The following is a 13,468-nucleotide window of genomic DNA, read 5'->3' as shown; positions in this document are numbered from 1 at the left end:
TATCCAATATAACTATTAATCCAAAATTAAAAGGCATAAAAATGGCAGTTTTCAGCTGATCTTTTTGCACAAGCCTTATCATTACTGAGTTCATTTGGGGCAATCTCCTCCTTTGTCTAGACTGGAGACATAACTTTGGTCTCAGGATTTTGCTTTATAAATCATCTTATTTATTACTTGATTGTTTCCAAAAGGCTTTGTATAAAGAATTCAGTGGCTTTTACTAAAGCATATTGTTCTTATGCGTTTGATCAGTCATAATTTGCATAAGCAATATTCAATTCAATGCAAATCTATTGAATTTGCTATAAATCAAAATACAAATCCATCCCAATTTATGTTTTCTCATTCCTTTCGGATGGACAAATAGGATAGTTTTTTAAAATGACTCAGCAAGCACAGACCATTCAAGGTTCCATAGTCGCAATCGTCACCCCTATGTTTGAAGATGGCAGCGTAGATTGGAAGGGTCTCGAGAAGCTGGTTGAATGGCATATTGCAGAGGGCACCAACAGTATTGTCGCCGTTGGAACGACAGGCGAAGCCTCTACTCTCAGCATGAGTGAACACACCCAGGTGATCAAAGAAATCATTCGTGTGGCCAACAAACGTATTCCTATTATTGCCGGCACAGGTGCGAACTCGACCCGTGAAGCGATCGAACTGACCCGCGAAGCCAAAGAGCTGGGGGCAGATGCCGCTTTACTAGTAACGCCATATTATAACAAACCGACTCAGGAAGGCTTGTATCAGCACTATAAAGCTATTGCTGAAGCTGTTGATCTTCCTCAGATTCTTTATAATGTTCCAGGCCGTACCGGTGTGGATATGGCCAATGAAACCGTGATTCGTCTGGCGGATATTCCACAAATTATCGGTATTAAGGATGCGACTGGCGATGTACCGCGCGGTGCTGAACTGCTGCAAGGCCTTGTAGGCAAAGACATGACTGTTTATTCAGGTGATGATGCAACTGCCTATCAACTGATCGGACATGGCGCCAAAGGTAATATCTCGGTCACGGCGAACGTGGCTCCGAAAGCCATGAGCGAAGTGTGTGCAGCTGCGATTGCCGGTGATGCAGCCACAGCTGAACAGTTAAATGCTCAGGTTGCAAATTTACACAATATTTTATTTTGCGAATCGAACCCAATTCCTGTGAAATGGGCACTCCATGACATGGGCTTAATTGGTACGGGTATTCGCCTTCCATTAACACCACTTGCAGAACAATATCGCGCTCCGCTTCATGAAGCACTGGTCGAAGCGGGCGTTATCAAATAAAAGAGCACAAGATTATGCAATTACGTTTAGGACTTAGCCTTACACTTTCAGTATTCAGTTTGGCAGGTTGTAGTTCAATGGCCTTTAATAACGGCACTTTAGACTATAAAGAGACTACTACCCTGGAAGCTTTACAATATCCTGAAGGCGCCATGGTTCGTCCTGCAACGCCATTGTATCCTGCTCCAACAGTTGATCCGCTTGCGATTGAACATGCACCGAAGCTTGAAAACCAGCGTGGCAACCGTTTTGCCTTGCCACGCCCACAAGCCCAGACTGAAAACTCAAATACAGCTGATCTAACCGAAACCAATACGGTGGGTCGACCACAGTTGGTCACTGACGGAAATCTTAATCCGCTGCTTAAAATTGAGGGAAATTCTGCTACAATTTGGCAATATACACTTGCCACCCTCAGCAGTCTGAATCATAGCATCGTTGCGCAGAGCAAAAATCGTTATGAAGTCACGATTAAGGTTGATCAGCAGATCTATGTATTAAGATTATCTTCTGTCGGTTCAAGTAATAACCTCGCTGTGTTCAATGCCGATAACAGTTTTGCCGACCGTGAAAAAGCTGCAGAACTGCTCAACCAGATTTACCAAAATTGGCCAGCCTAGACATTTCTAGGCATTTTTTTTGTAAAAGGTTCCCTCATGTTAAAACAAACCTTGCTCTATACTGGTAAAGCGAAATCTGTCTACACCACAGACAGTTCAGACCATCTGATTTTAGTCTTTCGCGATGATGCCTCAGCATTCAATGGCGAAAAAATTGAGCAACTAGATCGTAAAGGCAAGGTGAACAACCGTTTTAACGCCTTCATTATGGAAAAACTGGCAGAAGCGGGAATTGAGACCCACTTTGAAAAGCTACTGACTCCAAATGAAGTGCTGGTAAAAAAACTGGATATGATCCCGGTTGAATGTGTGATCCGTAACTATGCAGCAGGTTCTTTATGCCGCCGCCTGGGTGTGGAAGAAGGCAAGGAACTGACTCCTCCAACATTTGAATTGTTCTTTAAAGATGATGCGCTTGGTGATCCAATGGTCAATGAGTCACAAGCCATTGCTTTAGGTTGGGCAACTGCTGAACAATTGGCGAAAATGAAAGAATTGACTTACCAAGTGAACGACGTGCTTAAAGCATTGTTTGACGCAGGGAATATGATTCTGGTTGATTTTAAGCTTGAATTCGGCGTGTTCCACGACCGTATCGTACTTGGTGATGAATTCTCTCCAGACGGTTGCCGTCTATGGGACAAAGACACCAAGAAAAAACTAGATAAAGACCGTTTCCGTCAAGGTTTAGGCGGCGTAGTTGAAGCCTATGAAGAAGTGGCTGGCCGTTTAGGTATCAATCTAGACAACATCTAATCTGTAAATGCGCAGATTCGAAAAAACCGAGCTTTTTAGCTCGGTTTTTTATTTCCGGCTTTTAATCGGAAAAATAAATTTTTATTATTAAAATGATCGTTTTTACATCAAAAACTACATGCATTAATATTATCACATACCAGGCAAATCAGTGAGTTGACGCACTTTACTCCATATTTTCCGACCAAATTTCTCCTCTACCCTCTAGGATGTTATCTCCCTCAAAAACATCCTACTTTCAGCCCAATTCGCCTTGAATTGGGCTTTTTTTTTAATCTGTTCAATTAGTTGGGATACCCAGCTTTATTGCTGCTGTTGTTGCTGTTGCCAACGGCGTTGCTGTAAACGCTCCCCTTCAACTTCACGTTTATTACGTGCTGATTCATACAGTTTGGTATCTTTCAGTTCTGGCGGCATATATTCCTGCAGCACAAAATGCTCAGGATAGTTATGCGGATACAGATAATCCACGCCATAGCCCTGCTCTTTCATCAGCTTGGTTGGCGCATTTCTTAAATGCAAAGGCACTGGCAAATTTGAAGTTTTGTCTGCGAGTTCCATCGCCTTGTTAATCGCCAGATAAGTACTGTTACTTTTGGCACTGGTCGCGAGATAAACTGCACATTGCCCCAAAATAATCCGGCATTCCGGCATGCCTACGGCCTGCACCGAACGGAAACACTCACCCGCCAGCAACAAAGCATTCGGATTGGAGTTGCCGATATCTTCGGATGCGGCAATCAACATGCGCCGTGCAATAAACACCGGATCTTCACCGCCTTTGAGCATGCGTGCCATCCAGTACAGGGCTGCATCTGGATCACTGCCGCGAATGGATTTGATAAAGGCCGAGACCAGATCATAGTGCTGCTCACCGGACTTGTCATAACGGGCAATATTTTGCTGTGCTACTTTTACCACCACCGCATTGGTGATGATATTTTCCATATCCGCTTCAAAGGTACTGGCAATCAGATCCAGTAAATTTAGCGCCTTGCGGGCATCTCCTGCCGCGAACTGGATCAGGGCATCAAATTCTTCAATCAGGATATGGCGTTCCTGCAAAAAAGAGTCATTTTGTAAGGCTTGTGTCAGCAGAGTCTGAATCGATTCAGCGCTCAATGCATTCAGGCTATACACCTGACAACGTGACAATAAGGCACTATTCACTTCAAAAGACGGGTTTTCCGTGGTGGCGCCAATTAAGGTAATTTTCCCTTTCTCGACCGCATTTAATAACGCGTCCTGCTGGGATTTATTAAAGCGATGAATTTCGTCAATAAATACCACTGGCGTCAGCAAATCGCCACCTTCGGCAATGATTTCACGCAGTTCTTTCACCCCGGTATTCAGTGCAGACAGGCTGATAAAAGGTCGGTCTACCGCTTGAGCCAGCAGTAAGGCAATGGTGGTTTTTCCGACTCCGGGAGGTCCCCAGAAAATGATCGAAGGCAGATGCCCCTGATCAATCATCTGACGTAAGGGCGCATGTTCTCCCAGCAAATGTTCCTGCCCGATAATCTGTGTAAGGTCGCGTGGCCGTAAGCGTTCTGGAAGCGGGATATGACTATCTGACATATTATTATTGGCTCAAACTAAATTCTGATCTCATTCTAACACCAGCAGTTTTGATTCCAAGAATACAAACATCAAGCATAAAAAATTAATTTATGGAGATATCCTCTATTTTTTTAATTCTGAATGAATTAATCTCTATAAAAGCGAATAATTTGAACATGATTAATTGTGAATTAATTACAGTGTAATTTTCATATTGTTTATTCTAATTAAAAGAAACTTATCTCGCCCCTTGGGCACTTTTGGGTTGTAGTGGTGAATGCATGAAGCATGATAAATTTGAACAGGGAGCTGTGAGTCGGTCTAAGCCACTGACGTCATCATCACTGATTGCACCCCACGTTCACTTGTCTGAATCGGTTTTGTTAAAAAATCTGATCGATGCCTTACCACAACCCTTGTGGGTCAGCAACAAAAAACATCTGCAATATTTTAACGATGCCATGACTGATTATCTTGGCGTGAACCTGAATGAACAGGGTCATCCGCAATGGCAGAGTTTTATCCATGCCGAGGACTTGCAGCTGTTTTTAGCGCAGTGGCATGCTGCGCTGGATCAACAGCAGAATTTTGAAACCCAGTGCCGGATTAAACGCAGTGATACCCATTATCGCATGTGTAGCCTGGCGGTAAAATTTCATCATGAACCTGAACATTTGCTGCAATGGGCCGTTTCCCTGACCGATGTGCATGATTATTTTGAAATCCAGCAGCAACTTTCTCAGATTGTTTCAACCCAGGAAAACATGCTGGATGCTAGCGCAGACTGCATTAACATTATCAGCCCTGAAGGCGAGATTCGACATAGCAACCAGTCTGGCTGTCTGGCACAAGCAAGTGAGACCACAGAACAAGATCAAGACCGTTCATTGTGCTGGTTAAATCGCTTAACCCCTGAAGCCCGAAAATCCGGGCAGCGTGCTTTAAAACAGGCTGCCCAAGGCTTAAACAGTCGTTTTTCCAGCAAAGTTCAGATTAAAGATCAACCGATCCAGTATTGGGATCATCTGCTGACCCCGATTCTGGATCAGCAGAATATTACCCAAAATATCCTCTGTGTATCACGCAATATCAGTCAGCAAAAAATTGCAGAAACCCGTTTAAAAGAAGTAGTTAAACGTGATGAACTGACTGGCCTGTATAATCGCAGTACCTTCTATAAAACCTTTAAACAGGTACTGTTAAAGGCCAAACAACAGCAGACCATGGCGGGTTTACTGCTGATTGATCTGGATTATTTCCGGCATATCAATGATACCTTGGGCCATATTGCCGGCGATCATCTGTTACATGTCTTGGGCAAACGCTTCCAGACCTGCTTCGGGCCAAATACCATCATCGCCCGTTTGGGTGGTGATGAATTTGCCGTACTGGTCAAAAATTTGGAAAGTGAAGAACAGCTGCTGGCAACGGCACAAATGGCCTATGCCCAGCTGGATCAGCCCATCAATTATGTCGGCAATAGCATCAGCAGTGCCATGAGTATTGGCTGTGCCATCTATCCACGTGATGCCTTAAATACTTCTAATTTGCTGAAATGTGCTGATATCGCCTTAAACGACCTGAAAAATAGTGGTCGTGGTGGTATCCGCATGTTCAATCAGGAAATGTGCGGTTCACTGGAAAATATGACCAAGCAGCTGACTCTGGCACGCAAGATTATTCTCGCCGACCAGATCATTCCCTATTACCAGCCCAAGGTACGTCTTTCTGATGGTGCAGTGATCGGTTTTGAGGCGCTATTACGCTGGCAAGATCAGAATCAGAACATTCAGTTACCTTCCGAAATTTTTGGTGCCTTTCAGGACTATGAGCTGGCCTCACGCATCAGTGAGACCATGCAGCTAAAAGTCTTTGCAGATATGAGCCGCTGGCAGGCACAAGGTCTGGATCTGTTACCGATTTCAATCAATGCTGCACCAGTTGAATTCCTGCGCGATGACTATGCCGAAAAACTGTTGGCACGCCTGTCCAATTTCGATATTCCGGCCCACAAAGTTGAACTGGAAATTACCGAACAGAGCCTGTCCGAACATGGCGCCAATTATGTGGTCCGTGCCCTGAACCTGCTGAAACAGGCCGGAATCCAGATCTCACTGGATGATTTCGGCACCGGACATTCTTCGCTGACCCGCTTGCAGGACTATCCGGTCGATTGCATCAAGATTGACCGAAACTTTGTAGAGCGCATGAACAGTGACCCATCTGCCCTGGCTATTGTCAAAGCCATTACTCAGATTGGCTCCAGTATTGCACTGGATGTTCTGGTGGAAGGGATTGAGAATACAGAACAGCTGGATACCCTGATCCATTGTGACTGTCGGATAGGACAAGGATTCTATTTCTATCGCCCGATGGCCGGTGCTTTGGCCCAGGCCCTACTCCATCCGGCAGATCAATAAACGAATCACGCAGGCAGATTTAACGCACCCAGCGTACAATATAGTCTTCGATGTCATCTTCATGAATGTCACTTTCACTCAGGCAGCGCCCTGCTGCCGACTTGCGTGCCTGAATCACACTTTCCCGTGAACCGCTAATCAGATAATGCCAAGATGGCAGGCTTTTACCCTGCTCTACCCGACGATAGGCACAACTCGAAGGCAACCAGTGAATCGTTTCCAGCTTCTCTGGCGTGAGCTGAATACAGTCCGGCACATATTGCAGGCGATCCGGATAATTGGAACAACGCGCAGTGCTACAATCCAGTAATTTGCAGGCCACTTTGGTATATGCGACTTCCTGAGTATCTTCATCTTCCAGTTTAATCAGACAACATAATCCGCAACCATCACACAAGGCCTCCCACTCGACTTGCGTCAGTTCAGCAAGTGAATAGTTTTTCCAGAATTCGGGACGTAAAGTATCGCTCATGATCGGGCCGGAATATTCAAAAATCAGCTGATTATAACAGCCAGAACCCTGCAGACCTACTGTCTCAAATTTTTATTGTTATCACGTAAACTATTGTTAAATCAGAGACAGTTCATCAACACAACACTAACAGTCGCTGGAATCGTTTATTTCTATACTAAATTTGAAAATAAAAACACATGGAGAATATATATGTTTCGCTGGGCTATTATTTTTGCTGTTATTGCATTAATTGCGAGTCTACTTGGTTTCGGTGGCGTCGCAGGCTTGTCTAAGGATTTTGCGATTATCTTGTTGGTAATTGCGGTGATTCTTGCGATCGTTGGTTTTCTTTCGCGCGGCAAGGTCTAGATTTACGCTAGACCTTTTCAAAGCAAGTGTTAGCTTTCAAAAAAAACAAGAGCCTTCTGGCTCTTGTTTTTTTATGGGTATTTTAATGATCTGTTTTGATCAAAAATACTTCTTTTAAGATGAACTTAGGGCTTTAAATGACGTGGTCTAAAACCTGCCACCAGCAAGGCTGCAACATACGCTACCACACCGACAACACATAAGATCAATACTTCTACCACACGCATCCATTGTGATACATCTGCGTTATACCAACTCAGGGCATAGGCCAGAGCCGCAATCATCACCACATTGGCAAACATGAATTGCAGGAAGATTTTTTTCCAGTGCGAACCAAAACGGAAAATATCACGCTTATGCAGATAATAATAAAGTAAACCGGCATTGACCATCGCTGAACCCGTCGATGCCAGTGCAAGCGCCATATGCTCTGCTTCCCAGTCAATCAGCTTGAAGAAACCGATAAAAATCACGTTCAGAATCGCATTGGCCGCCACAGCCATCAAACCGACACGCACCGGGGTTCTGGTATCCTGCTTTGCATAAAAACCGGGAGCAAAGACTTTAATCAGCATAAAGGCAATCACACCACCGCTCATACATTGCAGCGCCAAAGCCGTCATTTGAGTATCTTCAAAGGTGAACTGGCCACGTTCAAACAGGGCCTGAATGATCGGGGTCGACAGCATAAACAGTGCAACACTGGCGGGTAGGCCTGCCATCACAATAACTTTGGCTGCCCAGTCCATCATGCCACGGAATTTTTCCGGATTTTGCTCGGTATGCCGTGCCGATAACGACGGCAAAATCACGGTACCAATTGCAACACCGATCAGACCCAGCGGCAATTCGGTCATACGCTCGGCACTATACAGCCAGGATACCGAACCATCCTGCATGAATGAAGCCCAAATGGTATTTAACAATAGATTAATTTGCGTGACAGATACACCAAATAATGCCGGTAGCATCAACTTCATGATGCGATCTACGCCTTCATGCTTGAAGTCAATTTTCGGTGGAATCAGCAGGTTTTTACGCCACAATTCAGGAATCTGGATGGCCAGCTGTAAAATACCGGCAATGATCACAGCCCAGCCCAGCGCCATAATCGGCTCGGCCATATAAGGTGTAAGCCAGAGCGCCCCGGCAATCATCGCCACATTCAGCAAGACCGGCGCAAATGCCGGGGTACTAAAAGAGCCATAACTGTTCAGAATACTGCTGGCAAAAGCCGTCAGTGACATGAACAGCAAATAAGGAATGGTCAGGCGGAACATGTCGGTCGCCAGAGCGAATTTTTCAGGATCGCTATGAAAACCGGGCGCATAGATATACATGATCAATGGCGCAGCAATGATCGCGACCATGGTCAACGTGGTCATGACCGTGGCCAGACAGCCAAATACCCGGCTGATCAGGATCTGGACTTCAGTATGCGTGCGACTGGTCTTATATTCGGTCAGTACCGGAATAAACGCCTGTGAAAATGCGCCTTCGGCAAATAAACGCCTGAAAAAGTTTGGAATACGAAATGCGACTACGAAGGTATCGAAGTCTTTACCAGCACCAAAGACATTCAGTAAAACAATGTCTCGAACCAATCCCAGTACGCGTGACAACATGGTCATCGCACTGACAATGACGGTCGAACGCCAAAGCGCCATCCTATTCACCTAATGTATAAATTTGTGGCTATTGTAATGAAACTTTTATCAGAAGTTCATTGCTTAATTTCATCGCTCAAGCGAGCTTGAGGTGTTTTTATAATGCTGTAGCTGTGTACGAAAATCAGCCCAGTTAAAATATGGTCCCGGATCGGTCTTGCGGCCCGGTGCAATATCCGAATGTCCGGCAATATGCTGCTGAATTTTAGGATAATAATCTTGCAAACAGGCAGCCACTTTGACCAGGGCTTCATACTGTGCGGTTGCAAAAGGCAAATCGTCACTGCCTTCCAGCTCGATCCCGATCGAATAATCATTACATTCTTTTTTGCCCAAATAGGTCGAGCGGCCGGCATGCCAGGCACGGTCATTGAAATTAACAAATTGCAGTACTTCTCCCGTTCTTAAAATTAGCAGATGGGTCGACACCTGCATCCCTTCAATGGTTTGAAAATAGGGATGTACTGACCAATCCAGCTGGTTCTGAAAAAACTGTTCAATATAACCGCCGCCAAACTGGGAAGGTGGCAGGCTGATATTATGAATCACCAGCAATTGAATCTCGGTCTGTTCTGGCCGCTGATTAAAATTGGGAGACGGGATTTGACGTGCACCGATTAGTTGCCCGTCCTTGACCTGAAACTCAGCTGCCTGTTGCATAAAACCGTTCTCCCCAAAAATAAAATCTGCAAGATCAGCATTGCAGCCGGCTTCATGCTAAAACTTTCAAGGACAAATCTCAATTCATCCCGGCAAACTGGATGAAAAATCGCTCATCTTTTATGTAACGGTGCTAAGATAAGGCGCAATTTTCACGGCTTAAAAAAGATACGGAAATACTCATGCGCATATCTCAAGCTTTGCTAGACCAGTCCATTCAGATCAATATTCAACAGGCACTTTCTGAAGATATCGGTGAAGGCGATATTACCGCCCTGCTGACTCCTGAAGATGAACAGACCACTGCCACCATCATTAGCCGTGAAGACATGGTTTTAGCCGGCCAGCCTTGGGTAAATGCCTTGATTCAGGCCTATGATCCCAGTATTGAAGTGACCTGGCTGAAAAATGATGGTGATCACGTTCAAGCCAATCAAGCCTTTTTAAAACTGGCCGGATCTGCACGTAGCCTACTCACCGTGGAACGTCCTGCGCTAAACTTTGTCCAGACGCTGTCTGCGGTTGCGACTAAAACTGCCCACTATGTCAAAGAGCTACAAGGTTTAAACACCAAATTGTTAGATACTCGTAAAACGCTTCCGGGCCTACGTATTGCACAAAAATATGCCGTAGCCATTGGTGGTGGTCAGAACCATCGTCTGGGCCTGTTCGATGCATTTTTGATTAAAGAAAATCATATTATGGCAGCGGGTGGCATTGCTCAGGCGATTGCCAAAGCCCATCAGATTGCGCCGGGCAAGCCTGTCGAAGTTGAAGTTGAAACCTGGGATGAACTAAATCAGGCACTCGAAGCCCATGCGGATATCGTGATGCTGGATAATTTCACTCAGCAGCAAATGATCAATGCAGTGCAACATGTAGCTGGTCGCTGCAAACTGGAAGCCTCTGGTAATATCACGATTGATAATTTACGTGAAGTCGCGAGTACCGGCGTAGATTATATTTCCATGGGTGTGCTGACCAAAGATGTCAAAGCCATTGATCTGTCGATGCGTTTCAATGCTTAAGCCTAAATGGGATAGATGACCGTAGAGGGTGCGAAGCACCCTTTTTTTATTTTTAGAAATTTTTTTTGCGCATATTTTGCTCAATTTTCTATTTTAGACCTTAATCATCGTCGTCGTCCCGATTACCTCGACGATCGCGGTCATCATCGTCACCATCACGGTCGTTATATCTTCCGTTATCCTCATCACGATCCTGATTTAATACTGAACGCTCGTCATTTTCACGATTATTACCCCAGTCACAGGCAGTTAATCCAAACACGCCCAGCAATGAAATTGCACAAAGCCACTGTTTCATGCCGCATTCCTCATTGTGATCTCGCCTGATCCAATATCGATGCAAAACCGGTTCAGATATAGCCGATTCATGTCGGATTTTTGTGATGAAGCTTTGTGATGCAGTTTTTTCATACAGCAATTGCTGAAATTTCAGGCATAAAAAAACACATCCGGAGATGCGTTTCTCAGCATGGGATGGATTACCAGCCTAAAGCTTCTTGCTGTTTTTTCACCAGTTCCTGAATGCCTTTCTCGGCCATTTCCAGCAAGGCATTCGATTGTGCGCGGGTAAATGGCTTATCTTCTGCAGTGCCTTGAATTTCAATAAATTCACCGGCCTGAGTCATCACCACGTTCAAATCGGTTTGACAGTTTGAATCTTCTTCATAGCAAAGATCCAGTAATACTTCATCTTTGAAAATACCCACAGAAACCGCAGCCACCAAACCTTTTAATGGATCATGTTTGATTTTCTTTCTTTCCAGCAAGACGTTCATGGCATCGACCAAAGCCACCGCAGCACCAGTAATCGCTGCAGTACGGGTGCCGCCATCAGCCTGAATTACGTCACAGTCGATAGTAATGGTATTTTCACCCAGCTTTTTCAGATCGACCATTGAGCGCAAGCTACGACCAATCAGACGCTGAATTTCCTGAGTACGGCCACTCTGTTTGCCACGTGCCGCTTCACGGTCACTACGGGTATGAGTTGAACGTGGCAACATGCCATATTCAGCAGTCACCCAGCCTTGGCCCTGACCTTTGAGGAAACGCGGTACAGAACTATCCACACTGGCAGTACAGAGTACTTTGGTATGACCAAATTCAACCAATACAGAGCCTTCCGCATAACGTGTATAGTTACGGGTAATTTTCACTTCACGTAATTGATCTAATGCTCGCTGGTCGATACGCATAATAAGTCCTGTATGGGTTCAAAATAATTGCGGCTCAGTATAGCAGAAGCCTTTGCCAAGATTAGGCAGCCTGGTGATTCATTTACAAAATCAATGCATCAGCTCGCTACGAGATGTCAAAATTCTGCCGATCTGTGGCACTACGATTTGATTTAATTTTTGCTAGACTAAAACTCCCTATGAGGGAAGCCAGTGACAGGAAACCCATTTATGTCCTTACGTGAAGATCGCAAGCAGCAAAGTCATCAGGCACTACTCGATGCGACACTAGCATTCAGCAGTCAGGGCCGCGCTTTCAGCACGATCAGCCTACGTGAAGTCGCGAATGCAGTCGGAGTAGTACCGACGGCGTTCTATCGGCACTTTCAGGATATGAACCAGTTGGGTCTGGAATTGCTGGATCAGGTTGCGATTCATATCAAGGGCGTACTCAATCAGCTGGGGCAGGCTTATCTGTATCAGCCGAATACCCGAACCCACACCGGGCTTGAGCTCTTCTTTCAGGCCGTCGAATATCATCCTGAACCCTGGATTTTTTTTGTGGCAGAACGTTGGGGCGGTTCGGACGTGTTACGTGTCGGCATTGAACGGGAAATTCATTTTCTGGCTGAAGATGTCATGCATGAACTGGCCAAGATGCAATCGACCCGACATATTCAGGCACCACAGGACTTGCAGGCTCTGGCACAGATGCTGATTGAGCTGTCTCTGAACTGGGCCATGGGCTGGATTCATCTGCAGCATCAAGCTGATCCAGAGCTGCGCCGCGCCCAATCCACTGCCTTTAAAACCCAAAGTGTGCTACAGATGCAACTCTTGCTGCGTGGCATTTTGCACTGGTACCGGCGACCTGCCGAAACAGTTGAAACCGCAAGCCCTGTGCTCAATGAAGCGGTCATTCCTCCAGTCTAAATAAAAAAAAACCTGCATCATGATGCAGGTTTTTTTACTGATCGTCAGTTCAGACTTATTTGGCTTTACGCTCTTTTTCGATCAGGTAATTCACCACCTGAATGACTTTGGCATCATTACCCTGCACAATATATTTACCATTCACGGTCACTGCGGGAACACCACTTAACTGATACTGAGCAGCCAGATTTTTGGCTTGGGCAATTTTCGAAGTGATCGGGAAAGATTTATAAGTGCTGTTAAATTTTGCTTCAGAAATACCATAGCGGGTATAGAACTTAGCCAGTTGTGCCTGTTCTAAAATTGGACGTTGCTTGTCATGAATATCATGGAATAATTGTAAATGTGCTTTTTGACGCACACCCAATGCTTCAGACACATAATAAGCACGTGCTGCCTGTTCCCAGAGTGGATTCATTGCAGCCGGCGTACGTACAAAACGTACATCTTTTGGTAATTTTTTCAACCAGCCCTGCATATGTGGTTCAAGCGCGAAACAGTGACCACAGCCGTACCAGAAGAATTCACGTACCTCAATTCTG

Annotated in this window: 14 protein-coding genes; 7 read left to right on the top strand and 7 right to left on the bottom strand. The window is 45.2% G+C overall.

Annotation, left to right across the window (positions count from 1 at the left end; all coding sequences use genetic code 11):
* The first annotated feature begins 384 nt into the window (after window positions 1–384).
* From dapA to purC, 3 genes are read left to right on the top strand one after another with little or no spacing between them, the layout of a single operon-like run.
* Window positions 385–1,284, top strand: a complete 900-nt coding sequence (gene dapA / locus AC13CK_RS14160; RefSeq protein ID WP_004281249.1) for a 4-hydroxy-tetrahydrodipicolinate synthase — start codon at window positions 385–387, stop codon at window positions 1,282–1,284.
* A 14-nt stretch (window positions 1,285–1,298) separates the two neighbouring features.
* Entirely contained in the window at window positions 1,299–1,904 is a 606-nt protein-coding gene (locus AC13CK_RS14155; RefSeq protein ID WP_004281248.1) for a hypothetical protein, read from the top strand.
* 36 nt (window positions 1,905–1,940) lie between these two features.
* On the top strand, window positions 1,941–2,660 hold the full coding sequence (gene purC / locus AC13CK_RS14150; protein WP_004281247.1) for a phosphoribosylaminoimidazolesuccinocarboxamide synthase: 720 nt from the start codon (window positions 1,941–1,943) through the stop codon (window positions 2,658–2,660).
* Window positions 2,661–2,963: 303 nt separating this feature from the next.
* On the opposite strand, the gene AC13CK_RS14145 is transcribed toward purC, so the two are convergent.
* Window positions 2,964–4,238 carry a replication-associated recombination protein A gene (locus tag AC13CK_RS14145; protein ID WP_180087177.1) on the bottom strand — a complete coding sequence of 425 codons (1,275 nt, stop codon included), beginning with the start codon at window positions 4,236–4,238 and terminating at the stop codon, window positions 2,964–2,966.
* A gap of 263 nt (window positions 4,239–4,501) precedes the next feature.
* Here AC13CK_RS14145 and AC13CK_RS14140 point away from each other — a divergent pair, with 263 nt between their 5' ends.
* Window positions 4,502–6,640: a sensor domain-containing protein gene (locus AC13CK_RS14140; protein WP_482831275.1), complete on the top strand. Its 2,139-nt coding sequence runs from the start codon at window positions 4,502–4,504 to the stop codon at window positions 6,638–6,640.
* 19 nt (window positions 6,641–6,659) lie between these two features.
* Here AC13CK_RS14140 and AC13CK_RS14135 read toward each other — a convergent pair whose 3' ends face one another.
* A complete protein-coding gene (locus AC13CK_RS14135) occupies window positions 6,660–7,112 on the bottom strand; it encodes a YcgN family cysteine cluster protein (protein WP_247144270.1) in 453 nt (150 codons plus the stop codon).
* Between the two features lie 192 nt (window positions 7,113–7,304).
* Here AC13CK_RS14135 and AC13CK_RS14130 point away from each other — a divergent pair, with 192 nt between their 5' ends.
* Window positions 7,305–7,463 carry a DUF1328 domain-containing protein gene (locus AC13CK_RS14130; RefSeq protein ID WP_004647174.1) on the top strand — a complete coding sequence of 53 codons (159 nt, stop codon included), beginning with the start codon at window positions 7,305–7,307 and terminating at the stop codon, window positions 7,461–7,463.
* Between the two features lie 125 nt (window positions 7,464–7,588).
* Here the strand turns inward: AC13CK_RS14130 and murJ are convergent, their stop codons facing one another.
* Together murJ and ampD are read right to left on the bottom strand one after the other, a co-directional pair.
* On the bottom strand, window positions 7,589–9,139 hold the full coding sequence (gene murJ / locus AC13CK_RS14125; RefSeq protein WP_425880078.1) for a murein biosynthesis integral membrane protein MurJ: 1,551 nt from the start codon (window positions 9,137–9,139) through the stop codon (window positions 7,589–7,591).
* 60 nt (window positions 9,140–9,199) lie between these two features.
* A complete protein-coding gene (gene ampD / locus AC13CK_RS14120; RefSeq protein WP_004281241.1) occupies window positions 9,200–9,790 on the bottom strand; it encodes a 1,6-anhydro-N-acetylmuramyl-L-alanine amidase AmpD in 591 nt (196 codons plus the stop codon).
* A 182-nt stretch (window positions 9,791–9,972) separates the two neighbouring features.
* Between ampD and nadC the strand changes: the two genes are divergently transcribed.
* A complete protein-coding gene (nadC, locus tag AC13CK_RS14115; RefSeq protein WP_425880079.1) occupies window positions 9,973–10,818 on the top strand; it encodes a carboxylating nicotinate-nucleotide diphosphorylase in 846 nt (281 codons plus the stop codon).
* A 100-nt stretch (window positions 10,819–10,918) separates the two neighbouring features.
* Here nadC and AC13CK_RS14110 read toward each other — a convergent pair whose 3' ends face one another.
* A complete protein-coding gene (locus AC13CK_RS14110) occupies window positions 10,919–11,116 on the bottom strand; it encodes a hypothetical protein (RefSeq protein WP_005108197.1) in 198 nt (65 codons plus the stop codon).
* 181 nt (window positions 11,117–11,297) lie between these two features.
* Window positions 11,298–12,014 (bottom strand): ribonuclease PH, encoded by a 717-nt coding sequence (gene rph / locus AC13CK_RS14105; protein ID WP_425880080.1) that lies wholly within the window; start codon window positions 12,012–12,014, stop codon window positions 11,298–11,300.
* Window positions 12,015–12,224: 210 nt separating this feature from the next.
* Here rph and AC13CK_RS14100 point away from each other — a divergent pair, with 210 nt between their 5' ends.
* Entirely contained in the window at window positions 12,225–12,926 is a 702-nt protein-coding gene (locus tag AC13CK_RS14100) for a TetR family transcriptional regulator (RefSeq protein ID WP_425880081.1), read from the top strand.
* 55 nt (window positions 12,927–12,981) lie between these two features.
* Here AC13CK_RS14100 and AC13CK_RS14095 read toward each other — a convergent pair.
* Window positions 12,982–13,468, bottom strand: a 487-nt coding sequence (locus AC13CK_RS14095; protein ID WP_482831274.1) for a thiol:disulfide interchange protein DsbA/DsbL, incomplete at its 5' end; no start/stop codon positions are given.

It is taken from the genome of Acinetobacter sp. L-24, from assembly GCF_056857555.1.
The sequence above is the reverse complement of the archived record's forward strand: the minus strand, read 5'-3'. Positions and strand labels throughout refer to the sequence as shown.

Excerpts from the sequence above, each read along its gene's own strand:
- AC13CK_RS14135 (WP_247144270.1), bottom strand. The coding sequence starts at position 7,112 with ATGAGCGATACTTTACGTCCCGAATTCTGGAAAAACTATTCACTTGCT.
- nadC (WP_425880079.1), top strand. The coding sequence starts at position 9,973 with ATGCGCATATCTCAAGCTTTGCTAGACCAGTCCATTCAGATCAATATT.
- dapA (WP_004281249.1), top strand. The coding sequence starts at position 385 with ATGACTCAGCAAGCACAGACCATTCAAGGTTCCATAGTCGCAATCGTC.
- AC13CK_RS14110 (WP_005108197.1), bottom strand. The coding sequence starts at position 11,116 with ATGAAACAGTGGCTTTGTGCAATTTCATTGCTGGGCGTGTTTGGATTA.
- rph (WP_425880080.1), bottom strand. The coding sequence starts at position 12,014 with ATGCGTATCGACCAGCGAGCATTAGATCAATTACGTGAAGTGAAAATT.
- purC (WP_004281247.1), top strand. The coding sequence starts at position 1,941 with ATGTTAAAACAAACCTTGCTCTATACTGGTAAAGCGAAATCTGTCTAC.
- AC13CK_RS14145 (WP_180087177.1), bottom strand. The coding sequence starts at position 4,238 with ATGTCAGATAGTCATATCCCGCTTCCAGAACGCTTACGGCCACGCGAC.
- AC13CK_RS14130 (WP_004647174.1), top strand. The coding sequence starts at position 7,305 with ATGTTTCGCTGGGCTATTATTTTTGCTGTTATTGCATTAATTGCGAGT.
- AC13CK_RS14155 (WP_004281248.1), top strand. The coding sequence starts at position 1,299 with ATGCAATTACGTTTAGGACTTAGCCTTACACTTTCAGTATTCAGTTTG.
- AC13CK_RS14140 (WP_482831275.1), top strand. The coding sequence starts at position 4,502 with ATGAAGCATGATAAATTTGAACAGGGAGCTGTGAGTCGGTCTAAGCCA.
- ampD (WP_004281241.1), bottom strand. The coding sequence starts at position 9,790 with ATGCAACAGGCAGCTGAGTTTCAGGTCAAGGACGGGCAACTAATCGGT.
- AC13CK_RS14100 (WP_425880081.1), top strand. The coding sequence starts at position 12,225 with ATGTCCTTACGTGAAGATCGCAAGCAGCAAAGTCATCAGGCACTACTC.